This window comes from Pigmentiphaga litoralis (assembly GCF_048632615.1).
GTDB classification, from domain to species: Bacteria; Pseudomonadota; Gammaproteobacteria; order Burkholderiales; family Burkholderiaceae_B; genus Pigmentiphaga; species Pigmentiphaga litoralis_B.
Genome location: NZ_CP184479.1, coordinates 707,176 through 731,256, shown reverse-complemented (window position 1 = coordinate 731,256; position 24,081 = coordinate 707,176). Strand labels below are relative to the sequence as shown.

General features: G+C 65.3%; 19 protein-coding genes and 1 pseudogene. 9 read left to right on the top strand and 11 right to left on the bottom strand.

Features of this window, described 5'->3' with window-relative positions:
- The first annotated feature begins 64 nt into the window (after window positions 1-64).
- Together ACNANG_RS03265 and pssA are read left to right on the top strand one after the other, a co-directional pair.
- Window positions 65-1,225 carry a TonB-dependent siderophore receptor gene (locus ACNANG_RS03265; RefSeq protein WP_420225978.1) on the top strand — a complete coding sequence of 387 codons (1,161 nt, stop codon included), beginning with the start codon at window positions 65-67 and terminating at the stop codon, window positions 1,223-1,225.
- A 70-nt stretch (window positions 1,226-1,295) separates the two neighbouring features.
- A complete protein-coding gene (pssA, locus tag ACNANG_RS03260) occupies window positions 1,296-2,057 on the top strand; it encodes a CDP-diacylglycerol--serine O-phosphatidyltransferase (protein WP_189608719.1) in 762 nt (253 codons plus the stop codon).
- A 1-nt stretch (window position 2,058) separates the two neighbouring features.
- Here the strand turns inward: pssA and ACNANG_RS03255 are convergent.
- Window positions 2,059-3,014, bottom strand: a pseudogene (locus ACNANG_RS03255) (LysR substrate-binding domain-containing protein).
- Between the two features lie 151 nt (window positions 3,015-3,165).
- Between ACNANG_RS03255 and ACNANG_RS03250 the strand changes: the two are divergent.
- Both ACNANG_RS03250 and ACNANG_RS03245 read left to right on the top strand, forming a co-directional pair.
- A complete protein-coding gene (locus tag ACNANG_RS03250) occupies window positions 3,166-4,083 on the top strand; it encodes a Bug family tripartite tricarboxylate transporter substrate binding protein (RefSeq protein ID WP_420225977.1) in 918 nt (305 codons plus the stop codon).
- 151 nt (window positions 4,084-4,234) lie between these two features.
- Window positions 4,235-4,999 carry an Asp/Glu racemase gene (locus tag ACNANG_RS03245; protein WP_308428189.1) on the top strand — a complete coding sequence of 255 codons (765 nt, stop codon included), beginning with the start codon at window positions 4,235-4,237 and terminating at the stop codon, window positions 4,997-4,999.
- A gap of 110 nt (window positions 5,000-5,109) precedes the next feature.
- On the opposite strand, the gene ACNANG_RS03240 is transcribed toward ACNANG_RS03245, so the two are convergent.
- The 5 genes from ACNANG_RS03240 to ACNANG_RS03220 form a co-directional block, all read right to left on the bottom strand.
- Window positions 5,110-5,565 carry an alpha/beta hydrolase gene (locus ACNANG_RS03240; protein ID WP_420225976.1) on the bottom strand — a complete coding sequence of 152 codons (456 nt, stop codon included), beginning with the start codon at window positions 5,563-5,565 and terminating at the stop codon, window positions 5,110-5,112.
- Between the two features lie 627 nt (window positions 5,566-6,192).
- Window positions 6,193-8,595: a TonB-dependent siderophore receptor gene (locus ACNANG_RS03235; RefSeq protein WP_420225975.1), complete on the bottom strand. Its 2,403-nt coding sequence runs from the start codon at window positions 8,593-8,595 to the stop codon at window positions 6,193-6,195.
- Window positions 8,596-8,760: 165 nt separating this feature from the next.
- On the bottom strand, window positions 8,761-9,714 hold the full coding sequence (locus ACNANG_RS03230) for a FecR domain-containing protein (RefSeq protein ID WP_420225974.1): 954 nt from the start codon (window positions 9,712-9,714) through the stop codon (window positions 8,761-8,763).
- Window positions 9,711-10,214 carry a sigma-70 family RNA polymerase sigma factor gene (locus tag ACNANG_RS03225; protein WP_420225973.1) on the bottom strand — a complete coding sequence of 168 codons (504 nt, stop codon included), beginning with the start codon at window positions 10,212-10,214 and terminating at the stop codon, window positions 9,711-9,713. The genes ACNANG_RS03230 and ACNANG_RS03225 overlap by 4 nt, the downstream gene beginning before the upstream one ends.
- A gap of 251 nt (window positions 10,215-10,465) precedes the next feature.
- The gene (locus ACNANG_RS03220; protein WP_420225972.1) at window positions 10,466-11,005 is read right to left on the bottom strand and encodes a hypothetical protein; all 540 of its coding nucleotides are present in this window, start codon (window positions 11,003-11,005) and stop codon (window positions 10,466-10,468) included.
- Between the two features lie 123 nt (window positions 11,006-11,128).
- On the opposite strand from ACNANG_RS03220, the gene ACNANG_RS03215 reads away from it, so the two are divergent.
- The 3 genes from ACNANG_RS03215 (at window position 11,129) to pnp (ending at window position 15,146) form a co-directional block, all read left to right on the top strand.
- A complete protein-coding gene (locus ACNANG_RS03215) occupies window positions 11,129-12,370 on the top strand; it encodes a branched-chain amino acid ABC transporter substrate-binding protein (RefSeq protein WP_420225971.1) in 1,242 nt (413 codons plus the stop codon).
- Between the two features lie 170 nt (window positions 12,371-12,540).
- Window positions 12,541-12,810, top strand: coding sequence for a 30S ribosomal protein S15 (gene rpsO, locus ACNANG_RS03210; protein ID WP_179588404.1), 270 nt, complete (start codon window positions 12,541-12,543; stop codon window positions 12,808-12,810).
- Window positions 12,811-13,013: 203 nt separating this feature from the next.
- Complete coding sequence (pnp, locus tag ACNANG_RS03205; RefSeq protein WP_420225970.1) at window positions 13,014-15,146, top strand: polyribonucleotide nucleotidyltransferase; 2,133 nt, start codon at window positions 13,014-13,016, stop codon at window positions 15,144-15,146.
- 125 nt (window positions 15,147-15,271) lie between these two features.
- On the opposite strand, the gene ACNANG_RS03200 is transcribed toward pnp, so the two are convergent.
- The 4 genes from ACNANG_RS03200 to ACNANG_RS03185 form a co-directional block, all read right to left on the bottom strand.
- Window positions 15,272-15,652 (bottom strand): hypothetical protein, encoded by a 381-nt coding sequence (locus ACNANG_RS03200; RefSeq protein ID WP_420225968.1) that lies wholly within the window; start codon window positions 15,650-15,652, stop codon window positions 15,272-15,274.
- A 287-nt stretch (window positions 15,653-15,939) separates the two neighbouring features.
- A complete protein-coding gene (locus ACNANG_RS03195) occupies window positions 15,940-16,446 on the bottom strand; it encodes a gluconokinase (RefSeq protein ID WP_420225967.1) in 507 nt (168 codons plus the stop codon).
- A complete protein-coding gene (locus tag ACNANG_RS03190) occupies window positions 16,443-17,057 on the bottom strand; it encodes an LON peptidase substrate-binding domain-containing protein (protein WP_420225966.1) in 615 nt (204 codons plus the stop codon). Before ACNANG_RS03190 ends, ACNANG_RS03195 begins: the two co-directional genes overlap by 4 nt.
- Before the next feature lie 198 nt (window positions 17,058-17,255).
- Window positions 17,256-18,605 carry a PLP-dependent aminotransferase family protein gene (locus tag ACNANG_RS03185; protein WP_420225965.1) on the bottom strand — a complete coding sequence of 450 codons (1,350 nt, stop codon included), beginning with the start codon at window positions 18,603-18,605 and terminating at the stop codon, window positions 17,256-17,258.
- Window positions 18,606-18,868: 263 nt separating this feature from the next.
- On the opposite strand from ACNANG_RS03185, the gene ACNANG_RS03180 reads away from it, so the two are divergent.
- Window positions 18,869-19,747, top strand: coding sequence for a DMT family transporter (locus ACNANG_RS03180; protein WP_420225964.1), 879 nt, complete (start codon window positions 18,869-18,871; stop codon window positions 19,745-19,747).
- Between the two features lie 83 nt (window positions 19,748-19,830).
- Here ACNANG_RS03180 and ACNANG_RS03175 read toward each other — a convergent pair whose 3' ends face one another.
- Window positions 19,831-21,267 carry a catalase gene (locus ACNANG_RS03175; protein ID WP_420225963.1) on the bottom strand — a complete coding sequence of 479 codons (1,437 nt, stop codon included), beginning with the start codon at window positions 21,265-21,267 and terminating at the stop codon, window positions 19,831-19,833.
- 325 nt (window positions 21,268-21,592) lie between these two features.
- Here ACNANG_RS03175 and ACNANG_RS03170 point away from each other — a divergent pair, with 325 nt between their 5' ends.
- Window positions 21,593-24,064, top strand: coding sequence for an ABC transporter permease (locus ACNANG_RS03170; RefSeq protein WP_420225962.1), 2,472 nt, complete (start codon window positions 21,593-21,595; stop codon window positions 24,062-24,064).
- Window positions 24,065-24,081 lie beyond the last annotated feature (17 nt).

The following is a 24,081-nucleotide window of genomic DNA, read 5'->3' as shown; positions in this document are numbered from 1 at the left end:
ATACGAACTCGCGGCGCGTGCAGGTCGGCGCGGTGTTCGGCGACACGCAGGCGGCGCGGTATGCGTGGTCCTTTCCCGAAAAGGCAACGACGATCCAGATCGACAACCAGTTGAGCGCGGAACTGGATTGGGGGCGACACGGCACCGGATCACGGCGGGCGTCGACTATCTACGCGACCGTGCCGACTACACCGAAAGTCAGCTGGGCATTTTCTACCGGCCGGGCACGACGACACCGGAATTGTTCGATCTCTACAATCCCGTGTACGGTAATCGTGCCGTAGCCGTGCCGCCGGATGCCCTGCGCATCCATCAGACGCGCGAGCAGCTTGGGGTCTACCTGCAGGACCAGGTGTCGTTCGACAAGTGGCGCCTGACATTGGCGGGCCGCCAGGACTGGACCAACACGGATACCAATACGACGAACATCGCGGCGTCCGGCGCTGCCGCGTTCCGCCGCACCGACATCGATGCGAATCGTTTCACCGGCCGCGCCGCGCTGGCCTATGCCTTGGACAACGGCGTGACGCCTTACGTGAGTTATTCGACGTCGTTCCAGCCGCTGGCCGGCATCCGGTCCGACGGCACGAATCTGAAGCCGTCGACCGGCAAGCAGACCGAGGCGGGCGTCAAGTTCCAGCCCGCCAGCCGCAATGCGCTGTTGACCGCGGCAGTGTTCGACATCAGGCAGGCTGATGTCAGCGCGACCGATCCCGCCAACAGCAACTACAGCATCCAGGTGGGGCAGGTTACGTCGCGCGGCATTGAACTCGAAGCGAAGGGCAGCGTGACGAAAGCGTTGAATCTGACGCTGGCCTACACCTACATGGACACCGAAATCACGCGGGCAAGTTCCACGGCGGCATCGGCAGGACGTGCCGGCAATCGCCTCAATTTCGTTCCGCGTCACCAGGCTTCGGTGTGGGCGGACTACACGGTGCAGACGGGCCCGCTGGCCGGCCTGGGCATGGGCGCCGGTGTGCGGTATCGAGGCAGCGTCTTTGGCGATCTGGCGAACGCCCAGGAAGTCGGCGGGGTGACTCTGGTGGACGCGGCCTTGCGCTACGACCTGGGCCGGTTGGACGAGACGCTGAAGGGCGCGGATCTGAGCGTGAACTTTTCGAATCTGTTCGACAGGAAATACGTGGTCAATTGCCTGGCCGCGTCGGCCTGCTACTGGGGTACGGAACGCACCGCTGTCGCGAATCTGCGCTACCGGTGGTAATGGCGAGCTGGACGGTATCGCCGATTCCCCCTCGATTGGCGGCCTCGTGTTCATCGGTTAACCTTCGATCATGAACACACAAGAACCTCGTCACCGCGGCATCTACCTGCTGCCCAATGCATTCACCACGGCGGCGCTGTTCGCCGGTTTTTATGCCATCGTGCAGGCCATGAACGACCAGTTCGAGATGGCGGCCATTGCGATTTTCGTGGCCATGGTGCTCGACGGCATGGACGGCCGGGTGGCACGCCTGACCAATACCCAATCGGCATTTGGAGAGCAGTACGACTCGCTGTCGGATATGTGTTCGTTCGGCGTGGCGCCGGCGCTGGTGATGTATGAGTGGATCCTGAGTCCGCTCGGCCGGTGGGGCTGGCTGGCGGCCTTCGTCTATGTGGCCGGCGCGGCGCTGCGGCTGGCGCGCTTCAACACCAATATCGGCGTGGTCGACAAGCGCTTCTTCCAGGGGCTGCCCAGCCCGGCATCGGCCGCGCTGGTGGCGGGCTTCGTCTGGCTGGCGATCGACAACAAGCTGCCGATCCGCGAATTGTGGATGCCGTGGGTCGCATTCGGCCTGACGATCTATGCGGGCGTCAGCATGGTGTCGAACGCGTTGTTCTTCAGCGGCAAGTCGTTCGCGCTGGGTCGCAGCGTGCCGTTCTGGATGATCCTTGTGGTGGTCGCGGCGTTCGTGTTCATTTCGAGCGATCCGCCCATCGTGTTGTTCGGCCTGTTCGTGATCTACGGGCTGTCGGGCTACGTCATGTGGGCGTGGCGCTGGCAGAAGGCGCGCAAGCTGCAGCAGCGGCGCCGGCGCAACGGCATGGATTGATTTACCCTTCCAGCGGCGCGGCGATCGACTCAAGGAAGGTCTCGCGCGCCTTGGTCGGGCTGTCCTTGCGCACGATGGCGAACACATTGGCTTGCGGCGTCGGGTCGGTCAGGGTGCAGGTGACCACGCCGGGCTTGAGGCGCTGGCAGGTCGACGCGGGCACCAGGGCCACGCCCAGGCCGGCTTCGACCAGATTCAGCTGCGCCGGCACTTCGGACACGGCCTGTGACGCGTGCGGTGTAAAGCCCGCCTTGGCGCAGCAGTCAAAAATGTGCTGCGCGAACGCGGACGTATCGCGGCGCAAAACCACGAAGTGTTCGTCGGCCAGTTCCGCCAGGCGGAGTTGACGTTTGGCGGCCAGGGGTGCCCGGCGGGCAGGACGGCCAGCACGGGATCGGACCAGAGCGGCACGCAGTCCAGCAGCGGGTCGTTGATGCACGCGCGCGTGAAGCTGACGTCGATCCGGTGTTCGCGCAGCGCATCGATCTGGTCGCTGGGTTTCATCTCGTTCAGGATCACCGACACGTCCGGGTGCGTGGTGGCGTACCGCGCGATCAGGTCGGGCAGGGGGCCCAGAAAGTGCGAACCCGACAGGCCCACCTCGACCCGGCCCGCCAGGCCCTGGTCGACTGCCCGTACCCGCACGCCGGCATCCTTCAGCCGGGCCAGCACGGCGCGCACGTCGTGCAGGAAGCAGACCCCGGCTTCGGTCAGTTCGACCCGTCGGCTGGTGCGACGAAACAGCGCGGCGCCCAGTTCCGTTTCCAGCTGGGCAATTTGCATGCTGAGCGGCGGTTGCGAGATGTGGAGGCGGGCAGCGGCGCGCGTGAAATTGAGCTCTTCGGCCAGAACGGAAAAATAGCGGAGTTGGCGAAGTTCCACGGCAAGGCTCCGGAAAGAGGACGGGCAGCGGACGGCGCGCGGCAGGGCGCCCCAGCGTACGGGTCCAGGTATCATCCATACGCGCGCCATATCGATCTAGACGAAAACGATATTGGCGTATATCGAATATACCGTGAAGAATACGCTTCACATAACGACAAACCTTGAGACTTTTCATGACCCGATTGAAAGCGGCTGCGGCCGCGGCTTTGCTGGCAACCCCCTGATGGCCCTGGCGGCGGACGACTTCCCTACCCGGCCGATCACGCTGATCGTGCCCAACCCGCCAGGTGGCCTGGTCGACACGTCGGCGCGGGTGTTGAGCGAACCGCTGAGCCGGGTGATCGGCAAGACGGCCGTGGTCGAAAACAAGGACGGCGGCAGCGGCAACATTGCGTACCAGTATGTGGCGCGCGCCAAGCCCGACGGCTACACGCTGCTGATTTCGTACTCGGCCTATCACGTGGGCAATCCGGCGATTACCGCCAAGCTGCCGTGGGACCCGCTCAAGGACTTCGAACCGGTCGCCTTGTTGACGGTGGCAACCAATGTCGTGACGGTGCCGCCAAGCGTGCCGGCCAACAACCTGCAGGAACTGTCGGCGTACTTCAAGCAGGCGCCGGGCAAGTACAACTATGCGTCGCAGGGGATCGGATCGATGTCGCACATCGGCACCGAGATCTTCAAGCAGCAGACCGGCACGCAAATCACGCACGTGCCGTATCGCGGGTCGGGTCCGGCCATTCAGGACGTGCTGGCCGGCAACGTGCAGCTCTTCATCACCACGCCCCCTTCGGTGATGGGACACGTGCAGACCGGCAAACTGAAGGCCCTGGCCGTGACCAGCCAGAAGCGTCATCCGATGCTGCCGAACGTGCCGACCAGCGCCGAAGCCGGCCTGCCGGCCTTCCAGCTGGAGTCCTGGGTGGCGCTGTTTGCCCCGGCCGGCACGCCCAAGCCGGTCATCGCGACGCTGGCCGCCAACGTGCAGAAAGCGCTGGCGACGCCAGAAAGCGTGAAGCGGGCCGAAGGCGCCGGGATCGAAGTGAAGTTTGAAGGTCCGGAAGCGCTGGCGCAGCGCGTGCGCACCGACCTGGCGTACTGGGCCAAGACGGTCAAGGCCGCAGGCATTACGCCCGAGTAAGCGCCGGACAGCCGGGCGGCCGATGGTCACCCGGCGGGGCAGGTCAGCATTTCCCGATACGTCGGGCCATAACTGTCAGTGCACTGATGATTAACGATTTGCGCGGATCCGCCGGGTGTTGCCCGCGACCGTGTCCCACCTGGAGAAGTTCATGGAAAGCAACGAATCGCGCGTCTACCGTATCGGTCAGATCGTCCCCAGCTCGAACACCACGATGGAAACGGAAATCCCGGCCATGCTGCTGCGCCGCCAGACCATCCTGCCCGAGCGCTTCACCTTCCATTCGAGCCGCATGCGCATGAAGAAGGTGACCAAGGAAGAACTGGTGCTGATGGACAAGGAATCGGACCGCTGCGCGCTGGAATTGTCGGACGCCCGCGTGGACGTGCTGGGCTACGCCTGCCTGGTCGCCATCATGAGCATGGGCCGCGGCTACCACCGTGAATCGCAGGAACGCCTGCACCAGGTCACGGTGGGCAACAACGCCGCCGCGCCCGTGGTGTCGAGCGCAGGCGCCCTGATCGAAGGCCTGCAGGCCATGGGCGCCAAGAAGGTGTCGGTGCTGACGCCGTACATGAAGCCGCTGACGGGCATGGTCGTCGACTACATCGAGCACGAAGGCTTCGAAGTGCAGGACAGCGTGTCGCTGGAAATCTCGGACAACCTCGAAGTCGGCCGTCAGCCCTCGCTGGCCCCGGCCGAGCACGTCAAGCGCCTGGACACCAGCGGCGTCGACGTGGTTGTGCTGTCGGCCTGCGTGCAGATGCCGTCGCTCGATTCGATCCAGATGGTGGAAGACCGTCTGGGCAAGCCGGTGATCTCGGCCGCGGTGGCGACCGTATATCGGATGCTCAAGGTGCTGAACCTGGAAACGCGCGTGCCGAACTGCGGTTCGCTGCTTTCGGGCAAGTACTGATCGTTCCGATCGGGGAATGACGAACGGCCCGCGATGGCGGGCCGTTTGTCATACGGACCGTCGGTGGGTCTTGGGTCCGATTCCCTGTGCCGGGCCTGAGGCGCAACGCATCATCGCGTGCGAGCCGTGAACACATGCCGCATCACGCGTGTCACTGCCGCGATGGGCACCGTGGCGTGGCTTTCGTCTGCGAGGGTTTCGTACGATGTCGTCAGGCCGAGACCTGACAAGGCCTGCATGCGCGCGTGCAAGGCTTGTGCGTCACGCAGCATCATTGGTGATTCGCGGCCGCCGGCGAACAGCGTCAGCGAGGTCTGCGTCAGGTTCAGCTGCCCGGCATGCGCCCGCTGCGTAAAGGCGCGTTCTTCCGGCAACAGGTAGCGGTCCTGCCACCAGATCGACGGGCTGGCCGCGATGTAGTGATTGAACAGCCAGGGCCGCGTGTAGAACGCATGCAGCGTGAACATCCCGCCGAATGAATGGCCGAACAGACTCTGTTGGGTGCGGTCCAGCTTGTATCGGCGGGCCAGTTCGGGTTGCAGCTGGTGTTCGATGAAGTCCAGCATGTCGTCCTGGCCCCCAGCGCCGGCATGTTAGGTTGCCGTTCGCGGCCAGGCGGCGCCGGCGGCGAATAATCGAAGGACCGGCCGTGGAAGTCATAGGGCTGCTCGGTCGGGTAGCCGATGGCGACCACCATGGCCTTGTCGAACTTGGCGCGCTGCAGACGCAAGGTGTCGCTGAAGGCGCCGAACACGGAATTGCCGTCCAGCACATACAGCACCTGGTAGCCATTGGCCGGTGCCGGGTCCTTGGCTTCGGTGATCATGATGCGGTAGTCGCGGCCCTTGGTGCTTTGCATGGCCAGATGGCGGGTGCCAGGCAGCGCGACTGGCGGAGCCATGCCGAGTGCGGGATCCGCGGCATCGGGCGGCGATGCGGGCAATGCGCGCGCCGCGGGCGTACCGGACGTCGTCGGTGCGGGCGCGGCGCCCATGGCGGTGCCGGATGCGATCAGCGCGGCCAGGAGCGTGAGCCTTCGCGCCGATGCCATAAAGCTGCCCGCGAAGGCGTGGCGCCGCAAGGGCCTGTGCTGCAACGCGTCGCCACTGTGCCGCGCAGCGCCATCACGCTTCCACGGTAGGGTCCGGGCGTACACGGCCGATGTCAACATAAGGTCTCGATTGCTCATTCGTTCACCAGCGATAGCGGAGGGACGCAACGACCGTGCGCCGTTGGCCGCGATAGCAGAAGCCGGAGTTGCATACCTCCATCTCCTTGTCCAACAGGTTCTGCACGTTTACCGCGCCGCGCCAGCCTTTCATGCTGGCGTCGAGGCGAGCCAGGTCGTAATAGACGGCCAGGTCCACCAGGGTCGCGCTGGGATTGGTGGATGCGTTGATCTTGTCGGTCTTGTTGGCGCCGACGAAGCGCATGCCCGCGCCCAGGCCCAGCCCGGCCAGCGGTGTGGTGCGCAAGATCGCATCCGCCCACAACGATGCGGTGTGCCGCGGCGTGACCGGCAATTCCTTGCCGATCTCCGCCGGGTCGGTGGACCGCGTCACCTCGGTCTGGTTGTAGGTGTATGACGCGGTCAGATTCACGTCGCGGGCCAGACTGGCTTTGCCCTGCAGTTCGAGCCCGCGCGAGCCGACCTGGCCGGTCAGCTCGGAAAAGGCCGTGCCCGGAATGCTGCGCACGGCGTTCTGCTCGGTCAGGTCGAACAGCGACGCGGTCAGGAAAGCGTCTTCATTCTTGGGCTGAAACTTCACGCCCACTTCGAACTGGCGCGCTTTGGTTGGATCGAGCGGCGATCCGCTCAGCGACAGCGAGGTGTTCGGCTGAAACGACGTGGCGTAGCTCGCGTAAGGCGACATGCCATTGTCGAAGGCATAGAGCACCCCGGCCTGCGTAGTGATGGCGTGGCTGCGTTTGTGGGTGGTGACGGCGGCCGTGCCCAGGTTGCGCGCTTCATGCTCGACCCCGTCGCGCCGCACGCCCACATTGAAGCGCCAGCGGTTCCACGACATCTGGTCGGCGGCGTACACACCCAACTGGTCGACGAAGGTGCCTGTGCGCGGCGCCAGCGCGGGCGTCGGGGCAATCACATTGCCGTAGACCGGGTTGTCCAGATTCAACACCGGGTAGTCTGCGGCGTTGCCGACGCCAAGGCCGAAGGTGGATGCCACCTTTTGGTAGTCGATTCCGAACAGCAGCCGGTGATCCACCGGCCCGGTGCTTGTCCTGGCATGGACCTGGTTGTCGATCACGAACGTGTCTGCCTTGTTTTCAATGGCGTAGGCGGTGCGCCGGAGCAGCCGCGTGCCGGGCACCAGTCCGGCGCCGCTCAGGTACCGCGCGTGGACGTTGATGACGCCATACCGGGCCTTTTGCGTGAAGGACAGGTTGTCGTTGAAGGCGTGGTCCAGGCGATAGCCCAACTGGAATTGCTCCTGCTTCTGCTGGTCATAGCCGTAGTCGCTGACCCGGTTCCGGGAAGCGCGGCCGTTTTCCTGATAGACGCCGACACTGCTGTCGGTCTCGTCTTTCAGCGCGTGGGCCAGGACAGTGACCTTGGTCTTGTCGCCCGCCTTCCAGGTCAGCGACGGGGCCAGGTAATAGCGGTTGTTGGCGGCCTTGGCGTCCGTATCGGCATCGCGGGCAATGCCGGTCACGCGCCACAGCACCTTGCCATCGGCATCGAGCGCGCCGCCAAAATCGCCCCCCATCTGCTTGCGGTCATGGTTGCCCGCCTGCACCTCCAGTTCGCGCAGTGGCGTGGCGGTGGGCTGCTTGCTGATGCGGTCGATCAGGCCGCCCGGGGTGCTTTGACCATACAGGACCGATGCCGGTCCCTTGACCACGTCGATACGTTCCAGGCCATAGGGCTCGGACTTGAAGTAGGCGTAGGACCCTTGGCCCTGGCGCAAGCCGTCACGATAGTCGCCGTAGGTATTGACCGGAAAGCCTCGGATGCTGATCTGGTCGAAGCGCGGGTCGTAGCCGTAGGCGCCGGTGACGACGCCTGCGGTGTAGCGCACCGCCTCGGGCAGGCTTTGCGCGCTACGCACATCGAGTTCGTCGCGCGTGATCACGGCGATCGAACGCGGTGTCTCATTGATCGGCGTGCCTGTCTTGGTGGCGGATTCGGCCTGTCTGGCCACGAAGCCGCGGGGCGCAATGTCACTGCCCAGGGCAGGGGCCGATACGGCGATCGTACCGAGCGTCGTCGCAGCCGCGCCGTTGCCGGCAGGCGCTGCCGGTGCGCCGGTCCGCGTGGTCAAGGCATAGCCGCCGCGGCCGTCGGGCACCGCAGCCAGGCCCGCATTGGTAAGCAATAGGGCGAAGCCCTGGCCGACGGTATAGGTACCCCGCAGCGCAGGCGCGGTCTTGCCTGCGACCATGTTTGGGTCGAAGGACAGCAGCACGCCGGTGCTGCGCGCGTAGCGGTTCAGCGTCGCGCCAAGATCGCCGGCGGGGATGTCCAGCTGGTAAGTTGCGTCTTGCGCGCAGGCTGCAGGGGCGGCAAGGGATGCCAGAACGGCGAGTGCGACCGGTGCGGCGGCGGCCGCGAGGTAGCGTGCGGTGGGGCAAATCATGGGCGTCCTTGGGGTTGTCATGCGGATGCCTGGATACCGAACGAGACCGCCAAACACGCAAACGAAAGTGTAACGGCAGCGTGCGCCGGCCGCCCAGGCACTGCGGGACTGTCACGGATCCAGGACTGGCCGCGACTGCGCCATGACTGACCCGCCGCCATGCCGTCACGCCGCCGTCACCGTGATCCAATACCGGGTGCGCCGGTGCACGGCCACCGGCAGCACGCGGGTGATGGCGTCCAGCGCATGATCGGTGTTCCCGACGGGATAGACGCCCGAAATGCGTTGGCCGGCAACGTCGTCCGTGCAGTGCACGAGACCGACGCGGTACCGCGACAGCTCTGCGACGAGATCACCCAGCCGCATGCCCTGCGCCACGATGACGCCGTCTGTCCAGGCACCGTCGCCGTCGCTCAGGGGCGCTGGCGGACCGACCCCGCTGGACGTGAAACAAGCCACACTGCCTGCCTGCAACACGGCACTGGCGCCTTGCGCGCAGGCGATCCGGACCTGGCCGTCATAGACCGCGACCCGTGTGCCGACCGGTGTTCGCCTGACGGCAAACCGGCCCTCCGTGGCGCTGACGCCGCCGGCCGGATCGCGCACGTCCAGCATCTGCCGCCGGCCATGGCCGCCCACCCGCAGCAGGATTTCGCCGCGCAGCAGCTCAATGCCGCGCTGTCCAGCGTCCATGTGCACCGAGATGGCGGTGTTGGTGTTGAGCGTGACGCGGCTGGCATCGTCCAGCGTCACCTCGGCCTGCTCGCCCACGGCGGTGTGGTAATCGGCGACCAGATCCTGCCAGGGCAGCCACCGGTAGCCGGACCAGCTTGCACCTGCGCCGATTGCAGTGCCGCCCACTACCCACAAAGACTTCAGCACGGCCCGCCGCCCGCTGCGCGCACGGTCGGCGTCGGCGCGCGCCAAGGTGCTGCGCAAGGTGCAAGGCGGCATCACGGTGAGCAGATTGCCGATGTGCTGCAACCGGTCCCATGCCCGGGCGTGCGCCGGATCGGCGTCGCGCCAGCGTGCGAAGGCTTTGAATTCGGCGGCAGAGGCGGCGCCGGATTGCAGGCGCACTTTCCAGGCGATCGCGGTGTCGCGAAGACTGTCACTCATGCCGCGTCGTAGCAAAGCCGCCACGCCGTCGTCATGTAGTGCTGTACGGTCCGTGCCGATATTCCCATCTGCGCGGCAATATCGGCATAGGCCAGCCCATCCAGCTGTGCCATCAGGAACACCTGCCGGACCTTGACAGGCAGGCGCCGCAGCAGCCGGTCCACTGCCACCAGCGTTTCCAGCACCAGCGCCTGGGCTTCCGGCGACGGCGCATGCGCGGGCGGCAGCGCTTCCAATGCCGCCAGGTACGCGCGGGCCAGCGCGGCACGCCGGAAGTGGTCGATCAGCAGCCCTTTGGCGATCGTGGTGAGCAGGGCCCTGGCCTCGTCCACATACAGCGCATCCCGTTTTTCAATGATGCGCACGAAGGTGTCCTGCGCAATCTCGTCAGCATCCTGGCGCGAGCGCAGGCGGGCGTGCAGCCATCCGCACAGCCAGGCGTGATGGTGTCGGTAGAGCGTAGTGATCTGATCGGGTCCGAGGGCGCGCGCGCCAGGCATGGTCCTCTCCATGAGAATGCGTATCATTCTATGGCAATCCGGCCCATGGCCCAATGGTGGGTCCCGCGTACCGGCATTGCGACTGGCCGGCTGGACGCTGGCGCGCCGCCGCCAAGCGCCGCGCCGGCTCCGCAAACGACAAGGCCGCGCCTTTCGGCACGGCCTTGTCTGCCTGTCAGGGCGTCAACGGCGCAGCCCCCGCTTATTCATGCCTGCGCCTACCCGGCAGGAATGACGATGGGCGTCGCCGCTTACCTTCCAAACCCTTCGCGTGGATCCGCCAGCGGGTCAGGACCCGGGTGGAAACGTGTCACCACGCCGTCGCTGTCGCGCACATACACGTACATTAGCGAATTCCAGACGCCATCCTGGCGGAAGCGGTAACCCCATACCGCCTGGTCGGCAGGGTAGGCCACGCGGCGGATCTCGGCGGGCGGGCCGAACTCGAAAATCATGCGGTCCCGGTTCCACTTACCTTCTTCCAGCCCGTCATTGATCATCTGGAAGCGGTTGCTGGTCAGCGCCTGCACGGTGGACACGGCCACGTGGTTGGCGTCGTAGTCGGTGATCCATGTGTACTGGCCCATGGGCTGCGACGTGTAGATGAGCCGCGTGCCGCCGTTCGGCAACGGCCGTTCGACCGCTGGCTTGCCCAGGCGCGCCATGGTGGCGGCCTGGGTCTCGCCGGGCTGGATGGTGGCCGGACTTGCACAGGCGCCCAGCAGCGCCGCCAGCGCGGCGGCGGCCAGCGCGTGGGGCAGGCCGCGGCGCATACCTTGACTGATACCCATACAATCCCCTCTTTTCATTTGGTGGAGAAGCATGTGACCGCTCGTCGCAGCTTCGGGTTCCTATCCCCGATTGTAAGTGCGTTGGCCGTGGCGGCCGCTGTGGCGCCGTCTGGCGGACTGGCCATGGCCCCCTCGGCCGCCGCGCCAGTGACGGCCCAGGTGTCGGCCCCGATGTTGCCGCCGGTCAGGCTGGCCGTGATCGAAGCCATGTCCGGCCCGTTCGCCAACACGGGGGACGCGATCATGCGCAATCTGCGGTTCGCGGTGGACCGCGTCAACGCCAGGGGCGGCGTGACGCTGGCGGATGGCAGGCATCCGCTGGAGCTGGTCAGCTTCGACAGCAAGAATCAGGTGGACGAAGCGCTGTTGCTGCTGCGCGCGGCGAGCGACCAGGGCATGACCCTGATCCTGCAAGGCAACAGTTCGGCGGTGGCCGCCGGATTGCTGGAGGGCATCAACCGGCACAACCAGCGCAACCCCACCAAACGCATGGTGTTCCTGAACTATTCAGCGGTCGACCCCGCATTGACCAACGAGAAGTGCAGCCCGTGGCATTTCCGGTTCGACGCCAATTCCGACATGCGCATGGCCGCGCTGACTGAAGTGATGAAGCGCGATCAAAGCGTGCGCAAGGTCTATCTGATCAACCAGGACTACAGCTTTGGCCAGCAGGTGTCGCAGGCGGCGCGCAGCGCGCTGGCCAGCAAGCGGCCCGATGTGCAGATCGTGGCGGACGAGTTCCATGCCATCGGCAAGGTCAAGGATTTTGCGCCTTATGCCGCCAAGATCGTGGCCAGCGGGGCCGATACCGTCATTACCGGCAACTGGGGCAATGACCTGACGCTGCTGATCAAGGCCGCGCGCGAAGCCGGCGTCAACGCCAATTTCTATACGTTCTATGCCAATGCGCTGGGGGCGCCGGCGGCGATCGGCGATGCCGGGGTGGGCAAGGTCCGCGCCGTCGCGGAGTGGCACTACAACGCGGGCGAGCCCGGCATGGATGCGGCCTACGCTGCCTATCGCAAGCAGTTCCCGCGGCCGGCCGACGACTACCTGAACGCTCGCATGCTGCACATGGTGGACATGCTGGCCGCGGCGCTGGAGAAGGGCGGTTCGGCGGATGCGGTGACCGTCGCGCGGCAGCTGTCGGGCATGCGCTGGACCCAGGAAGGCGCCGAGTTGTGGATGCGTCCGGCCGATCACCAGGCGATCAAGCCGCTGTACGTGTTCACCATGCAGAAGCAGGGCGTTGGCACGGCGCGGCTGGACGTGGAAGGCAGCGGCTACGGATTCGAAACCGCCCTGAAGGTCGGCGCGCAGGACCTGGCGTTGCCGACGCGCTGCGTCATGCCGAAACTGCCCTGATTGGGGTATACTCTTGGGCTGCCCCGAGTTTATTTGGAGCAGCACTGAAGCCATCAGTCCTCGTTACCGGGTCCTGAACATTCAGTGGTCGAACCCAAGCACTCATACCATCGCAATCAAACATTCACGGCGAAGCGCCTCGGTTTCGCCGCCTGTCTGGAGAGGAAATCATGTCCGTCGCTGACATCAATAAAGCCACCATCGTTACCGAATTCCAACGTGCTCAAGGCGACACCGGTTCGCCCGAAGTGCAAGTTGCGCTCTTGACCGCTCGTATCAACGAACTTACCGGTCACTTCAAAGCCCACACCAAAGACCATCACTCGCGCCGCGGCCTGCTGCGCATGGTGAGCCGTCGCCGCAAGCTGCTCGACTACCTGAAGAGCCGCAACGCCGATGCATACCGCGGTCTGATCGAGAAACTCGGTCTGCGCAAGTGATTGTCGGGGGGCACGGAAGGTTGTCCCGCGCTGCGGTGGTTTCCCGCCCGGCGTTGGCCGGCTTTTCCGTGAGTTTCCAGTCCTGCGCGGCGCGCGGGACTGGCACCAAAACTACTCCCTCCTGAATTGGAGAGTGCCTGTGTCAGGAACACCTGTCACAGGCATTTTCGTTTCCGGAGGGGCAACCGTAAAGGATGCCTGTCATGTTCAATAAAGTCACAAAAACATTCCAGTATGGCCAGCATACCGTCACCCTCGAAACCGGCGAACTCGCTCGCCAGGCGTCGGGTGCCGTCGTCGTGTCCATCGAAGACACGGTGGTGCTCGCGACGGTCGTCGGCTCCAAGCGCATCAAGCCGGGCCAGGACTTCTTCCCGCTGACCGTCGACTACATCGAAAAGACCTACGCTGCCGGCCGTATTCCGGGTGGGTTCTTCAAGCGCGAAGGCAAGCCATCCGAAAAGGAAACGCTGACCTCGCGTCTGATCGATCGTCCGCTGCGCCCGCTGTTCCCTGAAGGCTTCTACAACGACGTGCATGTGGTGATCCACACGCTGTCGGTCAATCCCGAGATCGATCCCGACATCGCTGCGATGATCGGCGCATCGGCCGCCATGGCCATCTCCGGTCTGCCGTTCGCCGGCCCGATCGGTGGTGCGCGCGTGGGCTGGATCAACGACCAATACGTGTTGAATCCTACCGCCAGCCAGCTCAAGACCTCGGCCCTCGACCTGGTGGTCGCCGGCACGCGCGACGCCGTGCTGATGGTCGAATCCGAAGCCCAGCAGCTGTCCGAAGAAGTCATGCTCGGCGGCGTGGTGTTCGGCCACGAACAGATGCAGGTCGTGATCAACACGATCGACGAACTGGTCCGCGAAGCCGGCAAGCCCGAGTGGGACTGGCAGCCGCCGGCTCGCAACGAGCCGTTGATCGCCGCTGTGCGCAACGCCGGCTACGCCGCGCTGGAAGCCGCCTACCAGACCCGCGACAAGCAGGCCCGCACCACCAAGCTGCGCGACGTGTCGGCCCAGGTCAAGACGGCCTTGGCCGAACAGGCTGCGTCGGGCGCGATCGCCGAGTACAGCTCGGTGGACGTCGACAACATCCTGTTCGAATTCGAATCGCAGATCGTCCGCAGCCAGATCCTGAGCGGCGAGCCGCGTATCGACGGCCGCGACACGCGCACCGTCCGTCCGATCAGCGTCCGCCTGGGTGTGCTGCCTCGCGCCCACGGCAGTGCGTTGTTCACCCGCGGTGAAACCCAGGCGCTGGTGATCGCCACGCTGGGCACCAAGCAAGACGAGCAGATCATCGACGCCCTGATGGGCGAGTACCGCGACCGCTTCATGCTCCACTACAACATGCCTCCGTTCGCCACCGGCGAAACCGGTCGCATCGGCGTGCCGAAGCGTCGTGAAGTCGGTCACGGCAAGCTGGCCAAGCGCGCGCTGACGCCGCTGCTGCCCGCACCGCAAGACTTCCAGTACACCATCCGCGTCGTGTCGGAAATCACTGAATCCAACGGTTCGTCGTCGATGGCATCGGTCTGCGGCGGTTCGCTCGCCATGATGGACGCGGGCGTGCCGGTCAAGGATCACGTGGCCGGCGTGGCCATGGGTCTGATCAAGGACGGCGGCAAATTTGCCGTGCTGACCGACATCCTGGGTGACGAAGATCACTTGGGCGACATGGACTTCAAGGTGGCTGGTACCGTCAATGGCGTGACCGCGCTGCAGATGGACATCAAGATCCAGGGCATCACCAAGGAAATCATGCAGGTCGCGCTGGCGCAGGCCCGCGAAGGCCGTCTGCACATCCTCGAAAAGATGCGCGAAGCCATCGATTCGTCGCGTGGCGAACTGTCAGCCTTCGCGCCGCGCATGCTGTCCATGAAGATCAATCCGGAAAAGATCCGCGACGTGATCGGCAAGGGCGGCGCCACCATTCGCGCGCTGACCGAAGAAACCGGCACGCAGATCGACATTTCGGATGACGGCACCATCGTCATCTCGAGCGTGGATCTGGACCGCGCCAAGGAAGCCCAGCGCCGCATCGCCGACCTGACGGCCGACGTGGAAGTGGGCCAGGTCTACGACGGCAGCGTGCTGCGTCTGCTGGACTTCGGCGCGATCGTCCAGGTGCTGCCAGGCCGTGACGGTCTGCTGCACATCTCGGAAATCGCGAACCATCGCATCGCCAACATCAACGACGTCCTGAAGGTGGGCCAGCAGGTCCGCGTGAAGGTCATCGAAGCCGACGACAAGGGCCGTCTGCGCCTGTCGATCAAGGCGATCGCCGTGGCGGCCGAAGCCGCCGAGCCCGCGCCCCAGCAGTAAGCCGGGGCAGGCCGGGTCACCACGGTGGCCCGGCAGCGTCTGATCCGTCGGGCGTGGCAAAAGAAGCGGGGACTGCATGATGCTGTCCCCGCTTTTTTCGTCCTGCCAGCGTGACCCCGTTGAAGTTATCCCAGGGCGGACACCGATGGCATGTCGTCATTGCGCACCACCGTCACGTTCCAGAACACGTCCACCACGTATTGCGCCTTCAAGGGTAGCGCGGGCGGCGGGGCATCCAGCCATTCGACCACCAGCAGCGCGGTGGTGCCTTCTTCGACCAGGCGGCAGCGCAGGCCCTCGGCGCCCAGCATGGCGCAGGCAAAGTCGGCCTGATCCGCGCCCGCAACGAATCCGAACGTGGCGTTGCACAGCGATGCGTGGGCGCGCATGCGCAGGCAGTTGCGCAGGCGTTCCAGACCTTGTTCTCGACCGCGGTACCAGGGAGGACGTGCGGGCGCCTTGCGGTTGCGGCTCAACAGCGCAAGTTCATCAACGAGTTTGGTCATGGCTCCTCTCGGTCACACGGATCACACCTTGCGGCCCACATGGACGGCGCGCAAGCAACGGCGACGCGTCTGTCTGAAGACGCGATCCGTCATCCCGGTGATCAGGCGGTCTTACAGCTTAGAAGATCACCCCGGCAGGCACTTTGCCCGACGTCTCAAAATGTGTGCCCTATGTCTCAAATTCACACTTTTTTTCAGCGGTTCGTCAGTGTGCCTTGGTTCGGGGAACGCTACACGAACGTTGTGCCGCACCGTTGTCGGGCGTGGACGCGCGGTCAGTGCACGTCTTACGCGTTAATGAGCCAGGTGCTCACTTGATCGACCAACGTCTGCACGGGAACCATGGCGTCAACGGTCAGGACGCCATCTTCATTGACCGGAGATTCGAGCGTGGCGAACTGGCTGGCGACCAGGGCGGGCGCAAAAAAGTGGCCGTGACGCTGGCTGACGCGGGCCAGCGCATCGTCCTGGGTCAAGGACAGGAAGACAAACCGCAGGCCGGGATGGGCGCTGCGCAATTGCTCGCGATACGCGAGGCGCAGGGCGGAGCAGGGCAGGAACAGGCGCCGGTCATTCGCATGCGCGTCTGCCAGCAATTCGGACAGGCGGCGCAGCCATTCCGCGCGGTCGCTGTCGGTCAGGGGTTCACCGGCGCGCATCTTGGCAATGCTGGCCTCGGAATGAAAGTCATCGCCGTCGACGAAGTCCCAGCCCAGTGCCTCGGCGCAGGCCTTCCCCACGGTGGACTTGCCGCAGCCCGACACGCCCATGACCACCACGGCCGTGCCGCTCATGACAGCAGACCGCGCTCGTTCATGAAATCCTGCACCTTCTGCAGGCGGACCAGGGGGTCCGGTTCCAGCAGCAGCGCCTGGCTTTCCGGCACGGGCAGGGGCAGCAGTTCGCACCAGCGGTTGGCGACCCAGCCGGCTTCATCAAGCCGGTAGGGCGTGCCGATGGGCATCTGGCTGACCGGCACGCCGCGCTGCTGCATGTCGGCGATCAGCTTGCCCAGGGCATTGACCGTCGGCATCAGCGAACCGGGGAGGGTGGCGACGATTTCCTCGGGCTCAATCAGTTCGGCTTCGCCCATCCAAAGTCCGAACTTGCCCTGCTCGGTGGACGTCAGCCGGAAGCGCTGGGTGCCGGAACACCGCAGCTGCATCAGTCCCGCCATGGGCGCCGCCCATTCGTCGATGCGCGCCAGCGTGCCAGCCGACGCCAGCACCTCGCCGCTTTCGGGCGTGCGGACTTCACGGCCGCTCAGCAGCGGCACGACGCCAAACGGCGTCTCGTTGGCAATGCTCTTCTTGACCATGTCGAGGTAGCGCACCTCGAAGATCTGCAGATGCATGATCCCGTCGGGGAACAAGGGATTGCCTAGGGGGAAGAGGGGAATGTGCATGAGGCGTCTCGTCGGAACCTGTCCGGTCTGGGCTGACGACTACTGTAGACCATGGGCCGGGCGGCGCGCGCTGCGGGACATAACTCGTAGCAGCAAAGTAGGCGGCAGTGACGCCTCGGTGGCGCATCGCGCGGCACAAGCGCATGACCCCTGCATCACGCCCGCATCGCTCTGGCATCGCCCTCGCCAGCGCCGCGGTCACGCCCGCATCGCTTGCGCCAGCACCTCGGTCACGCGCGGATCGCCCGCCTGCGCCGCGTTGAAGCGCAGGAAGCCGCCCGCCCGCAACGACAGGCTGAAGGCGTTGCCCGGCGCCAGCACCACGCCGGCCGCCAGGCACGCTCGGGCCAGGGTCGCCGCGTCGTTACCCTCGGGCAGGGCGCACCACAGGAACATGCCGGCCTGCGGCACCAGCCAGGGCGTGATGCCGATCGCTTCGAGCCGCGACAGGGTGGCGCCGCGCGCCTGGGCCAGGCGGCGGCGCACCGATTCCATGTGCTTGCGATAGCCGCTGTCGGTCAGCGCCGTATACAGGATGTCGGCGGCCAGGCGCCCGCCGCCAAAGCTGGTGGCCAGCTTCAGATCGGCCAGGCCGTCGATCCAGTCGCCCCGGGCCGCGATGTAGCCGCAGCGCAAGGACGCTGAAATGGTCTTGGAGAAGCTGCCGATCTGGATAACGCGCGCCAGGCCGTCGTACGCCGCCAACCGGGGTGCGGCGGTGTCTTCGAAGTCCGCAAAAATGTCGTCTTCCACGATCACCAGGTCGGACGCCTCGGCCAGCTTCAGCAGCCGATGCGCCGTGACGGGCGACAGGGTCGCGCCGGTCGGGTTGTGGATGCCGGCGTTGGTGATATACAGCCGCGGCGCATGGGTCTGCAGCGCGGCAGCGAACGCCTCCAGGTCCGGGCCGGTCGGGGTATAGGGCACGCCCACCGCCGTCACGCGGTGAGCCTTCAGCAGCGCGTGAAAGTTGAAATAGCACGGGTCGTCCACCAGCACCGTATCGCCCGGCTGCAGCAGGAACCGGCAGATCAGATCAACGGCTTGCGTGCCGGACTCGGCCAGCATGATCTGGCCGGCTGGCGCCTCGATGCCTTGCTGCGCCAGGCGCCGGGCCAGCAACTGCCGTAACGCCGGATGGCCCAGTGGCGTCGCGTAATCGGCCAGCGTGGCGACATCGGCACGGGCAGCCGCCCGCAGTGCCTTGCGCATGCCGGCCTCGTACATCCAGGATGCCGGCAACCATCCGCAGCCCGGCCTGAGCACTGCCGGGTCGGCTTCGAGCGACTGCCGGGACACCCACAGGGGATCGACGTCGCGCTCGCGGGGCGGGCCAAGTTGCGCCAGCGCTAGGGGAGCGACTGGCCCGGCCACGAAGAAGCCGGATCCCGGGCGGGACGCAATGCTGCCTTCGGCGACCAGGCGGTCATACGCTTCGACGACTGTCGAAACGGACACGCCCATGGCCTTGGCCTGCGCCCTCACCGACGGCAGCCGGGTGCCGGGCAGGCAGGCGCGCGAAGCAATGCGGGCGCGGACGGCCGCCATGACGGTGTCAATGCGGGTGGCGGCGAGGGGTGGGTGAGGCATGGGCTGGGGGACGATGGCCGGGAATGGAGAATGGGGAGCGGCGGGCGCAAGGGCAGGCGGCAACGGCGGACGGTTGCGGCGCGTGCCAGAGCTGGCGTGGGATTCGATGCAGCTGTGCGGGACCGTAGACCATAACAGTTCCTGCCGATTGTACTGGAGTGTATCTGGAAACGGCCCTGGTCCGATGCTCTACTGCGTGCATCGACAACAGGGAGCAGACGATGGACAGAACCACCGGCGCATGGGTGAACGGCTTGATCGGCGTGGTCATTTTTGCAGGGTCCTTGCCAGCGACCCGCGTGGCGGTCACCGCGTTCGATCCACTGTTTCTGACCAGCGCTCGCGCGATGATCGCCGCCGCGCTTGGCGGATTGCTGCTGATCGTGCTGCGTCAGCGACGGCCGGCACTCAAGGACCTGGCGCCGCTTGCCGTCGTCGCGCTGGGCTGCGTGCTCGGGTTTCCGCTGCTGACGGCGCTCGCCCTGCAGCACGTGTCGTCGGCGCACTCCATCGTTTTTATTGGCCTGCTGCCGATCTGCACTGCCTTGTTCGCTGTGCTGCGCGGCGGCGAGCGGCCTCGCGCGCCGTTCTGGGCGTTTTCGCTGGCTGGCAGTGCCTGCGTTGTCGGCTTTGCCGTGTCAGGCACCCTGCCGGCCACGGGCAATGGCAACGCGGTATGGGGTGGCCTGCTGATGCTGGCCGCCATCGTCGTGTGCGGCATGGGTTATGCCGAAGGCGCGCGGTTGTCACGGCGGTTGGGGGGCTGGCAGGTGATCAGTTGGGCCCTGGTGCTGTCCTTGCCGGTCATGGTGCTGGTGGCCCTGTGGACCTTGCCGCCTTCCTTCGATCACGTCACCGCGCCGGCCTGGTGGTGCCTTGGTTATGTGTCAGTCTTCAGCATGCTGATCGGTTTCATCTTCTGGTATCGCGGGTTGGCGCTGGGTGGCATTGCAGGCATTGGGCAATTGCAGCTGTTGCAGCCCTTCTTCGGCCTGACGCTTGCCGCCTTGCTGTTGCACGAAGCCGTCAGTGGAATGATGCTGGTCGTGACCTTGTGCGCCGTGGGCTGCGTGGCAGGTGCAAGGAGATTCGCAGCATGAAAAAGCCTCTCCGGCGCATGCCGGAGAGGCTTCCCTGCGTGGCGGCCCACCTTATACCGTGAACCGCCGGATCGTTGCCAAGCTCAACGGTCGATGCCAAGCCCCTGCGCAACCCCTGCGCCGTAGGCGGGGTCCGCCTTCGTGAAGTGGGCGATCTGGCGGATCTGGATGTCGCGTGGCACGGTCATCATGTCACCGACGATGTTCGAAATCAGCTGCGCCTTCTGCTCCGGGCTCATCAGGCGATACAGATCGCCGGCCTGCGTGTAGTCGTCGTTACCCACCCGGTGGTTGTACCGGTCGGCCGGGCCATCCAGCGCCAGCGGCGTTTCACGATAGGTCGGATCTTCCTTGGGCGCATCGGCGTGGCTGTTCGGCTCGTAGTTCGGGGCGCGGCCGCTGTTGCCGTCGAAGCGCATGGCGCCATCGCGCTGATAGTTGCGGACCTCAACCTTCGAGCGGTTGGCTGGCAAGGCCTGGTAGTTGGTGCCGACGCGATACAAGTGCGCATCGTGATAGGCGAACAGGCGCGCCTGCAGCATCTTGTCGGGGCTGAAGCCAATCCCGCGCACGACAGCCGACGGCGAAAACGCGGCTTGTTCGATCTCGGCAAAATAGTTTTCAGGGTTGCGGTTCAGCGTGACGATGCCCACTTCGATCAGCGGGAAGTCGGCGTGCGGCCACACCTTGGTCAGGTCGAACGGGTCGAAGGGCGTGCTCATGGCCTGCGCTTCGGTCATCACCTGGATATTGACGCTCCACCGCGGGAAGTTGCCGGCTTCGATCGACTCGAACAGGTCGCGCTGCGCATAGTCGGGGTCCGTGCCGGCCAGTCGCGTGGCTTCGGCCGGGTCCAGATTCTTGATGCCTTGCAGCGTCAGGAAGTGGAATTTGCACCACACGCGCTGGCCCTCGGCATTGATCAGGCTGAACGTGTGGCTGCCGAAGCCATGCATGTGGCGATATCCGTCCGGCGTGCCGCGGTCCGAAAACAGGATGGTCACCTGGTGCAGCGATTCAGGCGACAAGGACCAGAAGTCCCACTTCATGGTCGGGCTTTTCAGGTTGGTCAGCGGATCGCGCTTTTGCGTGTGGATGAAGTCAGGAAACTTGATGCCATCGCGAATAAAGAATACCGGGGTGTTGTTGCCGACCAGGTCCCAGTTGCCCTCGTTCGTATAGAACTTCATTGCAAAGCCGCGCGGGTCGCGATCGGTGTCGGCCGACCCTTTCTCGCCGCCCACGGTCGAAAAACGGAACAGGACGTCGGTTTTCTTGCCAATGCCCGACAAGACATCGGCACAGGTGTACTGGCTTATGTCCTTGGTCACTTCGAACACGCCATAGGCACCCGAGCCCTTGGCATGCACGACGCGCTCGGGAATGCGTTCACGGTTGAAGTGCTGCAGCTTTTCAAGCAGGTGGAAATCTTCGAGCAGCACAGGACCGCGGGCGCCGGCAGTGCGGGAATTCTGATTGTCGGCGACAGGGGCGCCGGTGGCGGTAGTGAGCTTGGTCATTCTCGGGTTCTCCATGGATACGGTGTGCTGTCAGGGCTCAACGATATCGATGCCGCGTGCGACCGTAAAATGAATAGTTCCGATGATGTCGATAGGTAGTCATTATCGCCGCTGATTCCCGCATAGCATGCGGCTACAGCGCGACAGTAACGGGAGTTACAGTCTCGGGCCGCGATGAACCCTGTACACGGTGCATGGTCCGATACGATGAGGGTTGCATCGCCCTCCATCCCAGTCTGCATTTCCTCCCGGGTCTCACCTGTCCATGAACACTGCCTCTCGCGCGCGCCGTTCCCGCTTTGCCGTCTTCTTGCAGGCGTGGCGCATGACCACCCGCGACTGGCGCGCTGGTGAACTCAAATTGCTGGGCCTTGCGTTGGTGATCGCCGTGGCATCGGTCACCAGTGTGGGCTTTCTCGCGGACCGGATCCGGCTCGCGCTGGAACGGGATGCCGGTCAATTGCTGGGCGCCGATCTGGTGATCAACGCCGATGCGCCGGTGTCGCAGGAACTGCGGGAACGGGCGCGGGCCGCCGGCCTGACCGTCGCCGACACGCTGCAATTTCCGTCCATGGCCAGCGCGGGGCAGGGCGATGCGCAGCGCTCGCAGCTTGCGTCGCTGAAGGCCGTGGCCCCGGGCTATCCGCTACGCGGCAACCTGCGTGTCGCGCAGGCGCCCGACGGCGCGGATCAGGTCACCCGTGACGTGCCCCCGCCCGGCAAGGTCTGGGTCGACGGCCAGTTGCTGGCGCTGCTCGACGTCAAGATGGGAGATTCCATCGTCCTGGGCGACAAGTCCTTCCAGATCGATCGTGTGATCGTGATCGAACCCGACAAGGGCATGAACTTCATCAATGTCGCGCCTCGCGTCATGATCCGCACCGATGACGTTGCCGCGACCGGTTTGATTGCGTTTGGTAGCCGCGTGACCTATCGCACCCTGATCGCCGGTCAGCCTGGCGACGTTCGCGGTTTTTCCAGCTGGCTGAATGACCATTTGAGCCGCGGCCAGCGGGTCGATTCGATTGAATCGGGCCGCCCGGAAATGCGGCAGACGATCGATCGCGCGCAGCAGTTCCTGTCCCTGGTGGCGCTGCTGGCGGCCTTGCTGGCCGCGGTCGCGGTGGCCCTGTCGGCACGCCGATTCACGCTGCGGCATATCGAAAGCGTGGCGGTCATGCGTTGCCTGGGCGCGACCCAGTCGCACCTGACGCGGCTGTTCGCTGTCGAGTTCTTTATCGTCGCGGTCGTCGCCGCGGCAGTCGGCAGCGTGATCGGTTATGCCGCGCATGAAGGGTTGATCCTTGCGTTGGGCGGCCTGATCACGGCCGACCTTCCGCCGGCATCGCCGCTGCCCGCCTTCCAGGGCTTCCTGGCGGGCGTCTGGCTGTTGCTCGGTTTCGCGCTGCCGCCGCTGGCGCAGTTGCGTCATGTCCCGCCTGTGCGGGTGCTGCGGCGGGACACCGGGGTCCCGCAAGCTCGCACGGCCCTGGGCTACGCGTTGGGCGCGCTGGGCTTTTGTCTGCTGCTGGTCTGGTTCGCGCGCGACCTGCGCCTGGGACTCATGATTGCCGGCGGCTTCCTGGGCGGCTTTGCCGTGTTCGCGGGCGTGGCGTGGTTTGGCGTGCGGCTGCTGGAACCCGTGCGGCACTGGCGGCACGGATCGGTGGCGCTGCGCTTTGCGCTGGCCGGCGTCGTGCGGCGCCGCGGCGCCACGGTGGCGCAGGTGTGCGCCTTGGCGATCGGCCTCATGGCTTTGTTGCTGTTGTCCATTACCCGCACCGACCTGGTGGAAGGATGGCGGCGGTCGGCGCCCGCCGACGCACCGAACCGTTTCGTGATCAACATTCAGCCGGAACAGCGGGACCTTATTGCACAACGTCTGAAGGAAGCCGGCCTGCCGCAAGTCGATCTGTACCCCATGGTGCGCGGCCGCCTGATCGAGGTGAACGGCACGCCCATCGGCCCCGACCAATTCGAAGACGAACGGGCCAAGCGCCTGGTGGACCGCGAATTCAATCTTTCGTACATGCGGGACCTGCCGGGCCACAACCGGGTCGAGGCCGGCCAGTGGCTGGCGCCCGGGCAGGCCGAAGTGTCGATGGAAACCGGGATCGCCAAGACCCTGAACCTGAAGCTGGGCGATCGGCTCAAGTACGACATTGCGGGCAATATCGTGGACGTCAAAGTGACCAGCCTGCGCGCGCTCGACTGGGATTCCATGAAGGTCAATTTCTTTGCGATCATGTCGCCGCAGGTGCTCGAGCCCATGCCGCAAAGCTGGATCACGTCGATCCACCTTCCCGAATCCAAGGCGGGTTTTACCAACGCGCTGATCAAGGAATTCCCCAATCTGACCATTTTCGATACCGGCGCGATCCTGCGTCAGGTGCAGTCCGTACTGGACCAGGTCATTGCCGCCGTGCAGTTCCTGTTCCTGTTCACGCTGGCGGCGGGTTGCCTGGTGCTGTATGCGGCACTGGCCTCGACGCGGGATGAACGCGTCCGCGAAGCCGGCCTGCTCCGGGCGCTCGGCGCCACCCGGCGGCAGTTGTCGATGGCGCAGTGGCTTGAACTGTCGGCCATTGGTGCGCTGGCCGGATTGCTGGCGTCGGTGGGCGCGACCGCGGTGGCCTGGGCGCTGGCGCGTTTTGTGTTCAACTTCGCGCTGTCGCCCAATGTGTGGGTCGGCTTTGCCGGGCTGGGCATCGGCATCGGCTGCGCGGTGATCGGCGGCTGGATGGGACTGCGCGGTGTGCTGCGTCAACCTCCGCTCGCCACCCTGCGTGACGCTTGAAGACCCTGTACGGACTA